This window comes from Sphingobium sp. CFD-2 (assembly GCF_024611135.1).
Lineage (GTDB): Bacteria > Pseudomonadota > Alphaproteobacteria > Sphingomonadales > Sphingomonadaceae > Sphingobium > Sphingobium fuliginis.
Window position 1 is genome coordinate 266,538 of sequence record NZ_CP084405.1, and the last position, 16,630, is coordinate 283,167.

Below are 16,630 nucleotides of genomic sequence, written 5' to 3' on the forward strand. Positions count from 1 at the left end.
TCAGGGGTTGGAGCGTGCCTTGCGCGCCTGGCTTTGGGCCAGACGATAGCTCTCTCCGTTCATCTCGAGTATGGAGACGTGGTGGGTAAGCCGGTCGAGGAGCGCGCCTGTCAGGCGCTCGGAGCCGAACGTTTCGGTCCACTCGTCGAACGGCAAGTTGCTGGTGATCAGCGTCGAGCCGCGCTCGTAACGCTGCGAGATCAGCTCGAACAGCAGTTCCGCGCCGGTTTTCGAGAGCGGCACGAACCCCAGTTCATCGATGATGAGGAGCTTGTATCCGGCCATTTGCTTGTGGAGGCGCAGAAGGCGGCGTTCGTCGCGTGCCTCCATCATCGCGCTGACCAGCGCGGACGCGGTGGTGAAGCCGACCGTCAGGCCCTTCTGGCAGGCGGCAAGGCCGAGGCCGATCGCCACATGGGTCTTGCCGGTTCCCGAGGGACCAAGGGCTATGACGTTCTCGCGGCGGTTGATCCAGTCGCAGCGTGCCAGTTCCAGCACCTGCATCTTGTTGAGCTTGGGGATCGCGGCAAAGTCGAAGCTGTCGAGGCTCTTGGCGGCCGGGAACTTCGCAGCCTTGATCCGGCGCTCGACCATCCGGCGTTCCCGGTCGATCAGCTCCAGTTCGACAAGCCGGGCAAGGTAGCGGACGTGATCTGCGCCCTCGGCCGCGCATCGCCGGGCCAGCTTGTCATGCTCGCGCAGGAAGGTTGGTAGCTTGAGCGTCTTGAGGTGGCTGGCCAGTAACAGCTCGGGGGACGGACTGCTCATGCCGCATCCTTCGCATCGCCCGAGAGCAACTGCATGTAGGAGCGCGCCGATGTCGTCTCCACCCTGGCTCTGGGCAGATAGGGATAGATCGCCATGTCCAATCGGGGTGGTCGGCGCTCCACCCGGCACAGCAGGAGATGCTTCACGGCATCAAAGCCGATCGCCCCGATATCGAGAGCCTGCTTTACGGCCGCATGCAGATCGGCAAGCGTGAAGCTCTCCAGCAGACGCAGCACCTGCACATACTCGCGCCGACCATGCTTGCCCATACGAGCTTCCATGAGGCGGCGCAGCGTTGCAAACGCTTCGGGCAGGTGCCAGCCTTGCAGGGGCGCTGCCTGATCGAGCGCATTGATCTTCTGTTCGATCAGGGGAAGGTAATGGATGGGATCGAAGATCACGTCCTCGCGCTCGTAGCTGCGCACATGACGGGCAATGACCTCGCCCCGGCAGCCGATCACCACCTCGCCGACATAGCCCCGGATCCATACCTCCTGATGGCCGAAGCGCACCGGCACCGAGTAATCATTGGTCCGGTAACGCACCAGCGCCTGCGACGAGACCTGGCCGCTGGTCTGGTCACAAGCCTCGAACGGGGCAGCCGGCAGTTCCTGCATCGCCGCCAGATCGCGCTTCAGCCTCTCGCCGATCGTCTCGCTCTCGCCCCGCAGCCGGTCGTTCTGACGCTTGCGGCATTGCTCCTCGAGCCACAGGTTGAACGCCTCCCACGTCGCGAACCGGGGGATCGGCACCATGAAGTTGCGGCGAGCATAACCGACCAGCCCTTCAACACTGCCTTTGTCGTTCCCCCTGCCGGGACGGCCGTAACGATCGCGGATCAGGTAATGCGACAGGAAGCCGCTGAACAGCCGGGCGCGCTGCCTCGTGCCGTCGGGCAGGATCTTCGAGACCAGGCAGCGGTCGTTATCGTAGACGATCGACAGCGGCACCGCGCCGAAAAACGCGAAGGCGTGCACGTGGCCGTCCATCCATGCCTCGGCAACGGCAGCGGGATAGGCGCGCACGTAGCAGGCGTCGCTGTGCGGTAGATCGAGCACGAAGAAATGCGCCTTCTGCACAACACCGCCGATCTCGACCATGGCCTCACCAAAATCTGCCTGGGCATGGCCGGGCGCATGCGCCAGCGGCACGAACATCTCCCGGCTGCGCTGCTCGCGCTGTCGGATGTAATCCTTGATGATCGTGTAGCCGCCGGTGAAACCGTGCTCTTCGCGAAGGCGGTCAAATACCCGCTTCGCCGTATGACGCTGCTTGCGCGGAACCTGACGGTCACCATCAAGCCATGCATCGATGATCGGAACGAACGCTTCCAGCTTGGGCCGCCGCACCGCCGCCGTCCGGCGGTAACCGGGGGGCTCCGAATACGACAGCATCTTGCGGACCGTGTCGCGCGATACGTTGAAATGCTTCGCCGCCTCACGCTGGCTCATGCCGCCCGCGCAAGCAAGACGCACCTTCAGGTAAAGATCCACGGTATATATCTCCACGCCCTCCCTGCTCGCGCAAAGAAGGCAAAGTGGACGACTTTTACGCCGCCCGCAGCAGCACTTCGCCGCCGCCACCGTGGTCTAATTTTGCACCGCCGTTCTCATGCGGTCGCGGCATATCGATTGGCGTCTGATCCGGCCTTCATCACTCCTCAAAATGTGATGCCTGACGTGCAGGCGCTAGAAGACCGTTACTCGCTCCGGTTGCCGGAAGATTTTCGATCCTATCTCCTCTACGCTGCGCCCGCCACGATATGGATGGACGACATAGGAACCCAGTGGTGGGCAGTAAAGGAAATCAAATCTATTCCCGATGAATGCCCGGACGGTTCCCCCGGAAAACTGAACGCCGATATTGAGCGGGAGAGCGCCCAATACCTTGCCTTCGCAGATTATCTCATGTGGTGTTATGCGTGGGCCATCTGTTGCTCCGAAGGGCCTAATCGGGGAAAGATCGCCCTCATTGGCGGCGCACCAGATACGTTCGTTGCCGATAGCTTTCGGGATTTCCTGAGGCTCGAAATGTGCGATGCTCTCGAAATTCACGGTGGGCCGAGCAGAAGCCGGACAGCTTGAAAGCGACCATTTTTGGCCTGTCGCCCCTCTTATCGGCCCTCCTCCAAGCGGACATAATCTTAGCGTGCCGTATGAACCAACCGTAGATGGATATGTAGAATTTGCGACAGTGGACCATCTTGACAATCATCGCGGCAGCAGCACTCTTGGCGGTATTTTGGGCGATCCAGATGGTGCTGGCGGACGTGATCGGCGCATTTCCAGCTATGGTAGCGATGATGGTATTTGGCGTCATATTGCGCGCGATTGTTCGTCGTTTTGCGCCTCGCTAATCGCATCGTTGCTGCGAGGGGGTAGAAAAAACGGTTTGTGAGAACCGACCAGTTGCAGACATTCATGATCTAACGCTCACTTGGGAGCAGCCAACAAATTATTATTACGGGTTGGGAACGATCAGTGAAGTTGCGAGTTAAGGATCGGCAGGCTTCGCCTGTGTTGCGACCACTTAACCCCGCTCGCCTTCGCAATCGAGCGGGGCTTTTTTGCTTTATCCCAGCTAACCGCAGGCGGTCGGGCCATATGCGATTACTTAAGGAGAACCACGCCTATTTTGTCGCCATTTCTATGACGCATTATACAATGGGTGGGGTCATGCTGATCGATGGAATGGAGGATCGCCTCAGCATTCCGGTAAGACACAGGCGACCAAAAAGGCGGCGATGTGAAAGAGATCTCCAGATTTTGAGCAGCGGCACGTTTCAGTACCGACCGCAATAAAGCATTCTTCGACATAGATTACGCCCCACCCGAGAAAAGCACTTTCTGAAGAGACGCGACCATTCTTATGATTCAGGCGGCACAAACTCTTGAGCGGAGATTTGGTTCCGAAAAAATTATGGTGGTTCGGCCCGGCAGGGGACCGTCGGGGGGAAGGGACTGCCGGGCCGATGGGCACGCTCGCGGGTGAGCGTGGCCCGTGCGGGCACGCCAAAGAAATGGTACTTGGCGTTAAATTGGTCAACTCCGCAGAACCACGCACATTCGAAAGCCGGCAATCTGCCTTCCTGAGAGAAGCCGACTTTCCGCAAACCACCCAGCATCGTCGCTCCCGGCCTGCGAATCACCCCGCGCCACCGATAACCCGCTGGTCTGGTTCGCGGTTCGGAAGCCGCCCAGCGGCAGGCGACCATTTGTTGCCATTAGATGTGCCTGCTATTGATCCCGTATGACGACACCAAACAAGGAGCGGCTTTCGAAGCTTTTGAAGCGCCATGGACGCTCCGTTGATGCGCGGGAGAAGGTCAAAGCTTGGAAGCTCGCAGGATTTGTAGCTTCTCCACTGGCTCATGATCGTCACGAAGAATTGATTGAAAAGCTACAGACTGTAGCTACCCATAGGGAACGTAAAAGCGTCCCGCTCTCGCAGGCTCTCGCTGAAGTAGCGGCTGGCAGCGATGTGGTAGCCGTGATGGGTTGGAGCATAGAGGTAGATTCGGGCGTGTTACTCACCCGTCGTGCGCTCAATCAGTCCGAGACTTTCTGGCGCAAAACTTATCCTGACGGATTTTTTGTGTGCAACCAACATCTTACGCGGATCCTAATTATTGATTTCGATGAGTCAAGTTACTTGATCGAGGAGTTTTGGTTTAGCGGTCAGTGACGGCAGCTTTGAGAGCGGACAATAGGATTCCACGTTGCGTCGGCCAGCACATCGCTTCAAATTCATAATCATGAGTGACGCCGAATATGAATGGAAACCCCGTCCCCCAAATTTGCGTGAGCGGATCATCGCTGGCGTCTTCCTAGCGACGCTTCTTGTCACCCTTGGCAGTTGGTACGCCGGATGGGGCCTGTTCGCAGGCTACGAAAAGCAGGTCGTGAGCCTGTTGATATTAATTGGATTGATCCTGCTTAGGTTCGCGCCATCGGCTCATCGCCGTTAGCGACCAATGGCGGTTATAGGCAACAAACGGATTAGAGCCTGAGAGCAGACGGTTAAGTGAGCGGCTGCCAGCGCGTCATCTCAGGCGGGGTATCCGCTGGCTGAAGGCTGTATTGACCATCTGCGCGATAGGCAAAGACGGCGTCTGGTCCATAGATAAGCCATTGTTTGGTAGTTGGATCATCGCCGACGGGCCAAGTTTCGAGAAGACCGCCAAGGTCAAATTCAAATTCGGATCGGCCAGCGGAAGGGGATACCGAAATCTTGGTCAGTTTCTGCCCATCGAGATTGGCGGTGGCGCGGAGAATGTCATCTCTGCTATCCTCGCTCCAAGCGATTGGCTGACTGTCAACCGACACACGCCACTCACAGCAATAAATCCATATGTGCCACCGACCTTGAACGTAGGCCTGCCGTCGAAATCCTCCCTGCTCCGAGCGCCATTCATGTATCTTTAATTCCGGGTCACCGAACTCGAATGTCAAAAAGCTGCCATAGCCCTCACGAATCCCCTCATTCAAATGATCCCGAAAGTGCGTTTGAGGAGCTGGTGCTCGCGGATAAGCTTTTCGAACTGCAGGATGAGAGGCCGTAGTCTATCTTCGGTCATGTTGGGGATCAGTTGATAGTACATTACCCCTTGGCGGAACAGCGAATGCACGCGTCTTTTGGTCGTGCTGGTGCGCAGATGCCGGTCGTAGCCGATGGCCTCCCCGGCGGCGCCGAGCACGGTCAGAAGCACAATGGCGAGAGCGGCGATCAGCCACAACCTGTCGCGCCGGGCGGGCGTGGAGACGCGGGTTGCCGACATGCCCATCCCGAACCGCCAGTCCTTGGCATCGCGGAACGAGCATTCGATGCCCCAGCGCCGCGAGTAGAGGTCAATCAGGGTCTTGGCCGTCACTGTGGTCAGGCTGGTCGCGAGACACCACGGCTCTTTCATGTCCCTGGCGTGGACGCACATGACCGCGCCGACCGGGCAACCCTGCGCCGTGACTGTCGCCTCGCGCAGCAGCCTGGCCCGTCCCGATGGGCCGATCCACTCCTTCGCCGGGCGGCTCTCCCCGGCGGCCGTCACCTTGATGTTGCCGCGAAAGCGGATGACATAGTCGAAGTGCAGCTCGTCCTTGAGGACGCCGTAGAGCTTGGTGTCGCCAAAGCCGCGATCGGCGACGAGCAGCACCTTCACTTCTGTCGGCAATAGCTCGGCAAGCCGGGTAATGATCCAATATTCATAATGATTGCGCCGCTCTTTCAGCTCCGTCTTGCGTACCGTCAACCACAGTAGCGGCGTCGCCCGGCCATGCTCGGTAAGCAGCGACAGCATCAGGGTCGAGTGCCCGTCGGCATCGAAATCGGTCCAGTCCATGGCGACGACGATCTCGGTGCGGCTACCGAGGCAATAGCCGGCCCAGTCGGCCATCAGCGCGTCGACATCAATCCCGTCGTTCGACAGCAGCCGGTCGACCTGCTTGATCGCGTGACGCGAGAGGCGCCCTTCCTGAGCCAGTGCGAGACCGTGGCCAATCGCGCTCACCGCCAGCGATGACGCCCGCAACGCGCCCACCGTCGCATTCGCCAGCGATCTTACCCGCTTCGCGTGCAGGCCTTCGCCAAACAGTTCGTCGACAAACGAATGGACCGCTTCAGAAGAAAACGCCGCCTTCCCGTTCATGATATTCTGATCTCCCTTCGACACGGAAATGCAGAATCATCTTTCCCAACCCACGTCATCTCAAAAATGAGGGGATGGCTGAGGCCATAGCCTTGTTTGGCTCCCCACGCTGGTTGGCCGATCATTGGCAAGGTAAAGCTATCAAGAGCCATCATATGGGGTTGATCGCACCGATCGCAAAAGTCTGCAATGCGTCGCTAAATCTTCGAAAGCCGACAATCCCCAATCCAGCCACGGTCGCAGGCGAACAGCATATCATTCCATGCTGCCCTTAACCTGCTGGCCGGTTTCGGGATTGGAAAGGCAGCCCAGTGGAAGGCGACCATTAAGGCCGCTTTTTGGTCTTGCGTTACCCTCTGATAGCGGACACGATCCTACCCGAACAAGAGATATGAAGATCCACGGTAAGGCTCCCTCATTTATGCCATTGTTGAAATGGATGCCGAGGAGGTGGGTGTTAGTCGGGATTCTCGGATTGGCAGTGCTGGTCGATGCCCTGTTAGTGGCATATTGGGTGCGGCCTCCTTTAGTGACTGTGGAAGCCGAGATCATCATAGGAGTCCGGCAAGCATCATCGACCATTGCAACGCAACAGTTGCCTGTATTTGATAGAGCGCAAAGACGCTGGATGATCGGCGATCAAGAAATCAAAGACTTTCGCCAACACCTAGGTTTCGTGGACAAAGGGTATCCATTGCAGGGCTGAGACGAGATTGACGAAGCCGAGGTAGGACTCTTTGGTTTTGTCGTATCGAGTTGCGATACGCCGCCAGTTCTTGAGTTTGTTGAAGAGGCGTTCGACAAGATTGCGCCAACGGTATTTTTCGCGATCGTGTGGGATTGGATCGCGCCGATTGCTTTTGGCGGGAATGACAGCCTCAACGTCAGCATTGGCCAATTCCTCGCGGATGGCATCTGCATCGTAGCCCTTGTCCGCCAACAATGCCTCGATCTTATGAGCAATCAAACGGAACAGCGGGCCAAAGCCTTGGATATCGTGGCTCTGGCCCGGCGTCAGGACAAAGCCGAGCGGTCGGCCTTTGGCATCGCAGCGGGCGTGGAGCTTTGTGCTGAATCCGCCTCGCGATCGGCCAAGCGCCTCGGTTTCCTGAGTCCCTTTTTTATGCCGACGGCACAATGATGTGCTCGGACCACGGTGCTGTCGATCATGTCCGCAGTGGCATCACGAGCCACCATTTCGCCCAGTGTCTCGAGCATCGCCTCGAACACCCCGGTCGTAACCCAGCGCCGGTAGCGGCGGAAAACGCTGTTCCACTTGCCATATTCATCCGGCAAGTGGCGCCATTGCGAACCTGTGCGGGCGATCCACATCATGCCTTCGAAATACAGCCGGTTGTCCTGTGCTGGACGACAGCCACGACCACGCTCAGATGGCAGTAATGTGCCGATGATCCCCCACTCGTCCTCCGTCAGCCCAATACGCTCGCCCAACGCCACCTCCAAAAGGCAGCCTTGAATCAACGCCCGATCCTGCTGTCAACCTTTGTCCACGAAACCTAATATATCCAGATCGACAGAGCCTTCTGCTGGACAGCATGGGCTCTTTCTTCCCCATGCGCCTTCCCGATGACGGGGGATTAGAGACGCTCCACCTCGCAGTTAGCCAACTTGCGAAATCCGGCGTATGTCAAATTGCGATCTTCGATATGCAAAGACGGCTCGATAGCATTGCAGTCATCCTGAGAATCCGGCGCTATCGGGACCGGGCAGGACAGTGGAAAACCTGCGAGGATGCCGTTCATTCTATCGTGGACCATATAGACTAAGGTCTTTGGCCCCCGAAATCGGACTGTCTGCAAACCACCCCCGATTGTCGCTCCCGACCCGAGAATCACTCCAAGCGGCCGATAACCTGCTGGTCTGGTTCAGGATTGGATAGCCGCCCGGCTGCGGGCGACCATTTTTTGTCATTCGCAGCGATCTACACAATTCCGCATTGCTGACGCTCCATCAACGATGCAGTTTGGTCGGATGCAACATTCCTCACTCGTCGAATTTTTATCGGGCAACATTTCACCTGAGGCGTTAGCCGCCGAGATAGCTGCTGAGGTGACCGCCTTCAGAGCATCGCTCAAGGCTACCGGGAACGGCGATATTGTCGTTTCTGGCGGACCATTATTTTTGGTGACCAAGGATGGCGCGCGGAGGTTGTTGCAGGCGGTAGCTAACGAACGGCTTCCGTTCGACACGGCGAACTACATCGCTGATTGCATAGTCATGAACGATGATTTCGAGTTTGCCGACGAGGCTACGCGAGATGCCATATTTTTCTTGGAAGATGATAGCGGGCGCTTTGTCACGACAGATGATGACTGGCGGCCGACACGCGAAGAAACTCTCGCAGCTTTAGCGCTGCTCGATTGAGCGTCTGGTTAGGCGGGTCCAAGATCTGAAAGCTGCCTTTCCGCAATCCCACCCATCTTAGCCATAAGACACGGCATGGATGGCGATGAACTAGGGAAGGATTGACCCCGGCGGGGCTTTGGGAATCAGATGCCGGTGAGAACGGCGGTGCAAAATTAGACCACGGTGGCGGCGGCGAAGTGCTGCTGCGGGCGGCGTAAAAGTCGTCCACTTTGCCTTCTTTGCGCGAGCAGGGAGGGCGTGGAGATATATACCGTGGATCTTTACCTGAAGGTGCGTCTTGCTTGCGCGGGCGGCATGAGCCAGCGTGAGGCGGCGAAGCATTTCAACGTATCGCGCGACACGGTCCGCAAGATGCTGTCGTATTCGGAGCCCCCCGGTTACCGCCGGACGGCGGCGGTGCGGCGGCCCAAGCTGGAAGCGTTCGTTCCGATCATCGATGCATGGCTTGATGGTGACCGTCAGGTTCCGCGCAAGCAGCGTCATACGGCGAAGCGGGTATTTGACCGCCTTCGCGAAGAGCACGGTTTCACCGGCGGCTACACGATCATCAAGGATTACATCCGACAGCGCGAGCAGCGCAGCCGGGAGATGTTCGTGCCGCTGGCGCATGCGCCCGGCCATGCCCAGGCAGATTTTGGTGAGGCCATGGTCGAGATCGGCGGTGTTGTGCAGAAGGCGCATTTCTTCGTGCTCGATCTACCGCACAGCGACGCCTGCTACGTGCGCGCCTATCCCGCTGCCGTTGCCGAGGCATGGATGGACGGCCACGTGCACGCCTTCGCGTTTTTCGGCGCGGTGCCGCTGTCGATCGTCTACGATAACGACCGCTGCCTGGTCTCGAAGATCCTGCCCGACGGCACGAGGCAGCGCGCCCGGCTGTTCAGCGGCTTCCTGTCGCATTACCTGATCCGCGATCGTTACGGCCGTCCCGGCAGGGGGAACGACAAAGGCAGTGTTGAAGGGCTGGTCGGTTATGCTCGCCGCAACTTCATGGTGCCGATCCCCCGGTTCGCGACGTGGGAGGCGTTCAACCTGTGGCTCGAGGAGCAATGCCGCAAGCGTCAGAACGACCGGCTGCGGGGCGAGAGCGAGACGATCGGCGAGAGGCTGAAGCGCGATCTGGCGGCGATGCAGGAACTGCCGGCTGCCCCGTTCGAGGCTTGTGACCAGACCAGCGGCCAGGTCTCGTCGCAGGCGCTGGTGCGTTACCGGACCAATGATTACTCGGTGCCGGTGCGCTTCGGCCATCAGGAGGTATGGATCCGGGGCTATGTCGGCGAGGTGGTGATCGGCTGCCGGGGCGAGGTCATTGCCCGTCATGTGCGCAGCTACGAGCGCGAGGACGTGATCTTCGATCCCATCCATTACCTTCCCCTGATCGAACAGAAGATCAATGCGCTCGATCAGGCAGCGCCCCTGCAAGGCTGGCACCTGCCCGAAGCGTTTGCAACGCTGCGCCGCCTCATGGAAGCTCGTATGGGCAAGCATGGTCGGCGCGAGTATGTGCAGGTGCTGCGTCTGCTGGAGAGCTTCACGCTTGCCGATCTGCATGCGGCCGTAAAGCAGGCTCTCGATATCGGGGCGATCGGCTTTGATGCCGTGAAGCATCTCCTGCTGTGCCGGGTGGAGCGCCGACCACCCCGATTGGACATGGCGATCTATCCCTATCTGCCCAGAGCCAGGGTGGAGACGACATCGGCGCGCTCCTACATGCAGTTGCTCTCGGGCGATGCGAAGGATGCGGCATGAGCAGTCCGTCCCCCGAGCTGTTACTGGCCAGCCACCTCAAGACGCTCAAGCTACCAACCTTCCTGCGCGAGCATGACAAGCTGGCCCGGCGATGCGCGGCCGAGGGCGCAGATCACGTCCGCTACCTTGCCCGGCTTGTCGAACTGGAGCTGATCGACCGGGAACGCCGGATGGTCGAGCGCCGGATCAAGGCTGCGAAGTTCCCGGCCGCCAAGAGCCTCGACAGCTTCGACTTTGCCGCGATCCCCAAGCTCAACAAGATGCAGGTGCTGGAACTGGCACGCTGCGACTGGATCAACCGCCGCGAGAACGTCATAGCCCTTGGTCCCTCGGGAACCGGCAAGACCCATGTGGCGATCGGCCTCGGCCTTGCCGCCTGCCAGAAGGGCCTGACGGTCGGCTTCACCACCGCGTCCGCGCTGGTCAGCGCGATGATGGAGGCACGCGACGAACGCCGCCTTCTGCGCCTCCACAAGCAAATGGCCGGATACAAGCTCCTCATCATCGATGAACTGGGGTTCGTGCCGCTCTCGAAAACCGGCGCGGAACTGCTGTTCGAGCTGATCTCGCAGCGTTACGAGCGCGGCTCGACGCTGATCACCAGCAACTTGCCGTTCGACGAGTGGACCGAAACGTTCGGCTCCGAGCGCCTGACAGGCGCGCTCCTCGACCGGCTTACCCACCACGTCTCCATACTCGAGATGAACGGAGAGAGCTATCGTCTGGCCCAAAGCCAGGCGCGCAAGGCACGCTCCAACCCCTGACAGAAAAGACCATCCGTGTGTTGGCGACCCCCACTCGGGCTACGCCCTCGCGGCGCTCGCCAGCACACGGATCACCCGGCCTGATTTTGCGCCGCCCAATGGCCGACTTTTACTCCGCCGTTGACACAGCGGTCGTTATCGTAGACGATCGACAGCGGCACCGCGCCGAAAAACGCGAAGGCGTGCACGTGGCCGTCCATCCATGCCTCGGCAACGGCAGCGGGATAGGCGCGCACGTAGCAGGCGTCGCTGTGCGGTAGATCGAGCACGAAGAAATGCGCCTTCTGCACAACACCGCCGATCTCGACCATGGCCTCACCAAAATCTGCCTGGGCATGGCCGGGCGCATGCGCCAGCGGCACGAACATCTCCCGGCTGCGCTGCTCGCGCTGTCGGATGTAATCCTTGATGATCGTGTAGCCGCCGGTGAAACCGTGCTCTTCGCGAAGGCGGTCAAATACCCGCTTCGCCGTATGACGCTGCTTGCGCGGAACCTGACGGTCACCATCAAGCCATGCATCGATGATCGGAACGAACGCTTCCAGCTTGGGCCGCCGCACCGCCGCCGTCCGGCGGTAACCGGGGGGCTCCGAATACGACAGCATCTTGCGGACCGTGTCGCGCGATACGTTGAAATGCTTCGCCGCCTCACGCTGGCTCATGCCGCCCGCGCAAGCAAGACGCACCTTCAGGTAAAGATCCACGGTATATATCTCCACGCCCTCCCTGCTCGCGCAAAGAAGGCAAAGTGGACGACTTTTACGCCGCCCGCAGCAGCACTTCGCCGCCGCCACCGTGGTCTAATTTTGCACCGCCGTTCTCAATAAGCCCGAAGCAACAAATGAGGTTGCTCCATCATCTGATGCCCCCATTCCTCAAAAGACCTATACGGCGGCAGAATTGGCTGAATTGGGCATCACAACAGACGGAAGATCATATCTTGCGATGGGTAAATCATTCCCAACAGATCATGAGGCAGCCAGCTACATTAGAATGGAAAAGCTAAGATCAAAGCTATCTCAATAAATTAAATGTAAAATAAAATCCCTCACCGGCTTTCTAAGGACATTCTATTTATTTTGGCTACTTGAGTAGCGGAATTTATGTTTCGTTGCTCTACAGTGCCTTAAAACGGCTCTGATGGTATATTTGACATATGACCTATCCTATTTTAAGCGCTGGTGTTGACCCGATATGCTTTTCGAACATTTCGGTCAGCACTTTCTTTGCGATCTCCACCTTCGAAATCGGAACGATGATGGAATCATGAACCGGTAGGGTTGGGATGCCTTGCCCAACGGTCAAAGCATGAACAGTATCCACGATAACATTGCTTTCCTCATATTGCAGGCCCCCCCAATCCAGCGGACAGGCTTCCCACTCTTTCAACAGCGGATGTTTTTCCAAAACTGCCGCTTGAACGGCTTTGATGGAATAAGCCCTCAAATCGATTTGCGCCTTCTTCAATGTGTTTTTCACGGCATCCTTATGCCAGCGGGTATGAAACCGATGGTGCCCTAAAGTCATAGTCACCCATGCCTTCACCACGGGGCGGGGAAACCCTTCCACGCTGTAAGGATCATCGGTCAAATTCAAGGTTATCCCATTTAGTCCGTGATAGATGGTGAAATGGCTTGCCCTCAGGTCGATCTCAACGGACGGCTCCCCGTTAAATGTGATGGTGGAGCGAAGGATTTTGGAAAATAGCTGATAGGCACCGCCCAACGGATAAAGTCTGCCGCCCCTATCCCAGCCATATTCGTTTCCATCATCATTGCCGCGATTGAAGCCTCGGAAAAATAGGGTGTGAACTTCATCGTCCGCATAGATCCTGCCCTGCTCAACATCTTCCGCGCTGAGGGTGAAGGAACGGCGAAGCCTGTTAATTTCATTTACGCGCTCGCCAAGCATGACGGCAATGGCGTCACTAGGGCATATCGGTAGAAGCTTGCCCCTAACGCGCCTGTTCCAGTCTTTTTCAGTTTTTGCCCGCAACTGCACGGGGTTCTCGTTGCGCAACGGCCCGGTACAGGAAGCAAAATGATCCCGCCATTGGGAAGGGCTGATCTTAAAAGAAGCCGCATATTCCAAGAAAGCAGGCCTCAAACGCATACGTGTCGCCATCGCTTTCTGGGAGACGCTGTAGCGACGTATGAAACCGGGGAATATGTCGAGAAAGCCGAGGGTCTTCATCCCCTCAATAGCCGATTTGCAAGGGCGATATCCTATGGAAGCGCCGGTGAAGGCATTCGAACTTAGCGAGCGATAATGAAAATCCTCCGGATGCCGCAGCAAATCGGCTACCAACGCTCCAACAGCGGCGGTCAATTCATTCGATTTCCTCCTGCCAGCCGTCCGCTGAATCTTGTCAGTCAGATCATCGACAAGCCGTGCAGTTGCAGGCGATTGAGGTGCGCTGGTGAGGGTGAGATAGTGGGCTGCTGCCATGGCTTCGACTTCCGCAATCGGTCGGCCCGCTATAGGCGGAAGGCGAAAAGTGTCGGTATGTTCGGTGTTCAATTTAATCTCCGTTGTGAAAAAGCCACTTTGGTTTTTCCGTAAGCGAAGCCTGAGCCCCACCTTGCGGGCGTGAGGCGCATGGCCGAGTTTCACCGCCTTTGATCAGGCGGAGGTCGTTAGTGCTATGACGATGTCATGTGACGATGCTGGCACTAGCGAGGTTCAGCGGTTCGAGGTCTTCACCGGCGCGGGGAAGCGTCGGGACTGGCCACCCGAGGTCAAGGTCTCGATCGTCGCGGAGAGCTATTCCGGCCAAGAGTCCGTCAGCGCCGTTGCTCGGCGGCACGGCATGATCCCCTCGCAGCTTTTCACCTGGCGCCGCGAACTGCGCAAGCAGATGGAAGCCCAAGGTTTCGCGCTTCCTGTTGCCCCGGCGCCCGCATCTCTCTTCGTTCCCGCTGTGATAGAACCGTCGCCGCCAAGCGAGGTGCCTGCCGTTGCCAAGCGTCCGCGGCGTCAGCGCCGATCGCCTTCGAGCGCGGTGGAGCTGGAGATAGATGGTGTAGCGGTGAGGATTGCCCGCGGTACCGATAAAGGGCTGATCGCCGCAGTGATCGAAGCGCTCAAGGCTACGCGATGATCGGACCTGGTGTTGGCGCGCGCGTCATGATCGCAACGCGGCCAGTGGATTTTCGCAAAGGGCCGGATGCTCTGGCTGCACTCGTCGGAGCCGAGTACGGCGGCGATCCCTTTTCCGGGGTCATCTACGTCTTCCGGGCGAAGCGAAGCGACCGGATCAAGCTGATCTGGTGGGACGGCACTGGTCTGTGCCTGATGGCGAAGAAGCTCGAGCAGGGCGGCTTTCGTTGGCCTGGGATACAGGACGGCGCGATGCGTGTGACGGCGGCCCAACTCGGCGCTTTGCTGGAAGGTTTGGACTGGCGCCGCGTACATGGTGGGCGCCGGCCACAGGCGCCGCAGATTGCCGGTTGACGGGGCTCTCGCGTACTGATTCACTGCCTTCATGCTCACCGAAGCGGACCTACCCGAGGACGTTGCCACGCTACGTGCGTTGGTCCTCGAGCAGTCCCGGATGCTTGCCGAGGTGCAGGTCGCCAAGGAGGCCCAGGTCGCTGAGCTGACCCTTGCCAAAGGTGAGGCCGATGCCGAGATCGAGCGGCTACAGGCGATTATCGACGCCTTCATGCGCCACCGGTTCGGCCCCCGTTCCGAGCAGCTCGATCCTGACCAGCTCCAGCTTGGCCTGGAGGATGTCGAGACGGCGCTAGGTCAAGCACGCGCGATCCGCGATGCGGTCTCGCAGCTCGCTCAAAGCCATGAGTCGCGCAAGACCAACCGCGGCTCGCTTCCCGTCCACCTCGAGCGGATCGAGCAGGTGGTCGATGTAGAGGACAAGGCCTGCCCCTGCTGTGGCGGCGCGCTGCATGTGATCGGCGAGGACGTCTCCGAACGCCTCGACGTCGTGCCAACCACATTCCGCGTCCTTGTGACGCGTCGTCCACGCTACGGCTGCCGTTCTTGCGAAGGGGCGGTCGTCCAGGCGCCGGCACCGGCCAGGATAGTCGAGGGCGGCATTCCGACTGAGGCGCTGATAGCTCAGGTTCTGGTATCGAAGTACGCCGACCATGTTCCTCTGTACCGGCAGGCGCAGATCTACGCCCGCCAAGACATCAAGCTCGACCGTTCCACCTTGGCGGACTGGGTCGGCCGAGCAGCCTGGTACCTGAGACCCCTGCGGGATTGCACGCTCGAAGAACTACGAAGATCGCAGCGCCTCTTTGCCGACGAGACGACGGCGCCGGTGCTAGAACCCGGACGTGGGCGCACCAAGACCGGCCAGATCTGGGCCTATGCCCGCGATGATCGACCATGGGGTGGCAGCGATCCGCCGATGGTCGCCTACGTCTACGCCCCTGACCGCAAGGCCGAACGGCCCGACGCCCATCTCGGAGACTTCGCAGGCATCCTGCAGGTGGATGGCTATGGCGGGTATACGGCGCTTGCCAAGCGCCGCCAGCAGGTCCGCCTCGCTTTCTGTTGGTCGCACGTCCGGCGTAAATTCTTTGAGCTCGCGGCTAAATCGCCGGTTGCGACCGAAGTTCTGCGTCGCATCGCCATGCTCTATGCCGTCGAGGATGAGGTCCGGGGCACGTCGGCCGAGCAGCGCCGCGCCATGCGTGCTGAACATAGCCGTGTGGCGGTGGATGATCTGAAGCTCTATCTGGAAGCGCGGCTCCGGCAGGTGAGCGCCAAGAGCAAACTGGCCGATGCGATCCGCTATGCACTAAGCCGCTGGGACGGGCTCTCTCGCTTCCTCGACGACGGCCGCGTCGATCTCGACACGAACATCGTCGAGCGGTCGATTAGGCCTCTTGCCCTAAATCGCAAGAACGCCCTCTTCGCCGGTTCAGACGAAGGCGGCGACAACTGGGCGGTAATCGCCACGCTCATCGAAAACTGCAAGCTGTCCGGCATCAACCCGCACGAATGGCTGACCCGAACTCTCGTCGCTCTAGCTAAGGGTCACCCGGCTAACCGCCTATCCGAGCTCATGCCCTGGACAGCCGTGCTCTGAGAACATCGCTTACGTTTTTCCGGGATAAAATTGAACAGAATTAGCAGCAACGCTTCTTAGTATGATTTTGCAGTACGCATGTCTTTATATTCTATAATTCATTAAATGTTATTAGTAATGGTAAAGAATGGAAGGAAACATGAGAATTGATTCCAATTTAGAATCTATATATATAGATTTATGTATATTTATCTTTGTTGAATCAGGAAAACAAATAGAGATTCAGTTTTTAAACTCTTCTAAGCTTCGGCAATGATTTTTGGA

General features: G+C 58.6%; 15 protein-coding genes and 2 pseudogenes. 10 read left to right on the top strand and 7 right to left on the bottom strand.

Annotated elements, in window-relative coordinates:
* Both istB (LDB29_RS01220) and istA (LDB29_RS01225) read right to left on the bottom strand, forming a co-directional pair.
* Window positions 1-768 carry an IS21-like element helper ATPase IstB gene (istB, locus tag LDB29_RS01220; protein WP_054944222.1) on the bottom strand — a complete coding sequence of 256 codons (768 nt, stop codon included), beginning with the start codon at window positions 766-768 and terminating at the stop codon, window positions 1-3.
* On the bottom strand, window positions 765-2,261 hold the full coding sequence (gene istA, locus LDB29_RS01225) for an IS21 family transposase (RefSeq protein ID WP_082430708.1): 1,497 nt from the start codon (window positions 2,259-2,261) through the stop codon (window positions 765-767). The genes istB (LDB29_RS01220) and istA (LDB29_RS01225) overlap by 4 nt, the downstream gene beginning before the upstream one ends.
* Window positions 2,262-2,399: 138 nt before the next feature.
* Between istA (LDB29_RS01225) and LDB29_RS01230 the strand changes: the two genes are divergently transcribed.
* From LDB29_RS01230 to LDB29_RS01240, 3 genes are all read left to right on the top strand, one after another.
* Window positions 2,400-2,852 carry an SMI1/KNR4 family protein gene (locus tag LDB29_RS01230; protein ID WP_257555744.1) on the top strand — a complete coding sequence of 151 codons (453 nt, stop codon included), beginning with the start codon at window positions 2,400-2,402 and terminating at the stop codon, window positions 2,850-2,852.
* A 119-nt stretch (window positions 2,853-2,971) separates the two neighbouring features.
* On the top strand, window positions 2,972-3,124 hold the full coding sequence (locus LDB29_RS01235) for a hypothetical protein (protein ID WP_257555746.1): 153 nt from the start codon (window positions 2,972-2,974) through the stop codon (window positions 3,122-3,124).
* 893 nt (window positions 3,125-4,017) lie between these two features.
* Entirely contained in the window at window positions 4,018-4,452 is a 435-nt protein-coding gene (locus LDB29_RS01240) for a hypothetical protein (protein ID WP_257555748.1), read from the top strand.
* Between the two features lie 335 nt (window positions 4,453-4,787).
* Here the strand turns inward: LDB29_RS01240 and LDB29_RS01245 are convergent, their stop codons facing one another.
* Both LDB29_RS01245 and LDB29_RS01250 read right to left on the bottom strand, forming a co-directional pair.
* On the bottom strand, window positions 4,788-5,255 hold the full coding sequence (locus tag LDB29_RS01245) for a hypothetical protein (RefSeq protein ID WP_257555750.1): 468 nt from the start codon (window positions 5,253-5,255) through the stop codon (window positions 4,788-4,790).
* Window positions 5,252-6,409 (bottom strand): IS4 family transposase, encoded by a 1,158-nt coding sequence (locus LDB29_RS01250; RefSeq protein ID WP_087575690.1) that lies wholly within the window; start codon window positions 6,407-6,409, stop codon window positions 5,252-5,254. The genes LDB29_RS01245 and LDB29_RS01250 overlap by 4 nt, the downstream gene beginning before the upstream one ends.
* 391 nt (window positions 6,410-6,800) lie before the next feature.
* Here LDB29_RS01250 and LDB29_RS01255 point away from each other — a divergent pair, with 391 nt between their 5' ends.
* Window positions 6,801-7,115 (top strand): hypothetical protein, encoded by a 315-nt coding sequence (locus tag LDB29_RS01255; RefSeq protein ID WP_257555751.1) that lies wholly within the window; start codon window positions 6,801-6,803, stop codon window positions 7,113-7,115.
* On the opposite strand, the pseudogene LDB29_RS29355 reads toward LDB29_RS01255, so the two are convergent.
* Window positions 7,077-7,867: pseudogene (locus LDB29_RS29355) on the bottom strand (IS5 family transposase). The gene LDB29_RS01255 and the pseudogene LDB29_RS29355 sit on opposite strands and share 39 nt — an antisense overlap.
* Before the next feature lie 534 nt (window positions 7,868-8,401).
* Between LDB29_RS29355 and LDB29_RS01270 the strand changes: the two are divergent.
* From LDB29_RS01270 to istB (LDB29_RS01280), 3 genes are all read left to right on the top strand, one after another.
* Entirely contained in the window at window positions 8,402-8,794 is a 393-nt protein-coding gene (locus tag LDB29_RS01270) for a hypothetical protein (protein ID WP_257555754.1), read from the top strand.
* A gap of 255 nt (window positions 8,795-9,049) precedes the next feature.
* The gene (istA, locus tag LDB29_RS01275; RefSeq protein ID WP_082430708.1) at window positions 9,050-10,546 is read left to right on the top strand and encodes an IS21 family transposase; all 1,497 of its coding nucleotides are present in this window, start codon (window positions 9,050-9,052) and stop codon (window positions 10,544-10,546) included.
* Window positions 10,543-11,310, top strand: coding sequence for an IS21-like element helper ATPase IstB (istB, locus tag LDB29_RS01280; RefSeq protein ID WP_054944222.1), 768 nt, complete (start codon window positions 10,543-10,545; stop codon window positions 11,308-11,310). Before istA (LDB29_RS01275) ends, istB (LDB29_RS01280) begins: the two co-directional genes overlap by 4 nt.
* Window positions 11,311-11,432: 122 nt before the next feature.
* On the opposite strand, the pseudogene istA (LDB29_RS01285) reads toward istB (LDB29_RS01280), so the two are convergent.
* Together istA (LDB29_RS01285) and LDB29_RS01290 are read right to left on the bottom strand one after the other, a co-directional pair.
* Window positions 11,433-12,014: pseudogene (gene istA, locus LDB29_RS01285) on the bottom strand (IS21 family transposase); the annotation flags it as partial.
* A gap of 457 nt (window positions 12,015-12,471) precedes the next feature.
* Window positions 12,472-13,830 carry a hypothetical protein gene (locus LDB29_RS01290; RefSeq protein ID WP_257555756.1) on the bottom strand — a complete coding sequence of 453 codons (1,359 nt, stop codon included), beginning with the start codon at window positions 13,828-13,830 and terminating at the stop codon, window positions 12,472-12,474.
* 124 nt (window positions 13,831-13,954) lie between these two features.
* Between LDB29_RS01290 and LDB29_RS01295 the strand changes: the two genes are divergently transcribed.
* The 3 genes from LDB29_RS01295 to LDB29_RS01305 are packed head-to-tail and all read left to right on the top strand — an operon-like array spanning window position 13,955 to window position 16,366.
* Window positions 13,955-14,410, top strand: coding sequence for a transposase (locus LDB29_RS01295; RefSeq protein ID WP_257554616.1), 456 nt, complete (start codon window positions 13,955-13,957; stop codon window positions 14,408-14,410).
* Window positions 14,407-14,763 carry an IS66 family insertion sequence element accessory protein TnpB gene (tnpB, locus tag LDB29_RS01300; protein WP_257554618.1) on the top strand — a complete coding sequence of 119 codons (357 nt, stop codon included), beginning with the start codon at window positions 14,407-14,409 and terminating at the stop codon, window positions 14,761-14,763. Before LDB29_RS01295 ends, tnpB begins: the two co-directional genes overlap by 4 nt.
* A 31-nt stretch (window positions 14,764-14,794) precedes the next feature.
* A complete protein-coding gene (locus LDB29_RS01305; RefSeq protein ID WP_257555757.1) occupies window positions 14,795-16,366 on the top strand; it encodes an IS66 family transposase in 1,572 nt (523 codons plus the stop codon).
* The last annotated feature ends 264 nt before the right edge of the window (window positions 16,367-16,630 follow it).

Coding starts and splice junctions, on each gene's coding strand:
- LDB29_RS01295 (WP_257554616.1), top strand. CDS start 13,955: ATGACGATGTCATGTGACGATGCTGGCACTAGCGAGGTTCAGCGGTTC.
- LDB29_RS01270 (WP_257555754.1), top strand. CDS start 8,402: ATGCAACATTCCTCACTCGTCGAATTTTTATCGGGCAACATTTCACCT.
- istB (WP_054944222.1), bottom strand. CDS start 768: ATGAGCAGTCCGTCCCCCGAGCTGTTACTGGCCAGCCACCTCAAGACG.
- LDB29_RS01305 (WP_257555757.1), top strand. CDS start 14,795: ATGCTCACCGAAGCGGACCTACCCGAGGACGTTGCCACGCTACGTGCG.
- istB (WP_054944222.1), top strand. CDS start 10,543: ATGAGCAGTCCGTCCCCCGAGCTGTTACTGGCCAGCCACCTCAAGACG.
- LDB29_RS01255 (WP_257555751.1), top strand. CDS start 6,801: ATGAAGATCCACGGTAAGGCTCCCTCATTTATGCCATTGTTGAAATGG.
- LDB29_RS01240 (WP_257555748.1), top strand. CDS start 4,018: ATGACGACACCAAACAAGGAGCGGCTTTCGAAGCTTTTGAAGCGCCAT.
- tnpB (WP_257554618.1), top strand. CDS start 14,407: ATGATCGGACCTGGTGTTGGCGCGCGCGTCATGATCGCAACGCGGCCA.
- LDB29_RS01250 (WP_087575690.1), bottom strand. CDS start 6,409: ATGAACGGGAAGGCGGCGTTTTCTTCTGAAGCGGTCCATTCGTTTGTC.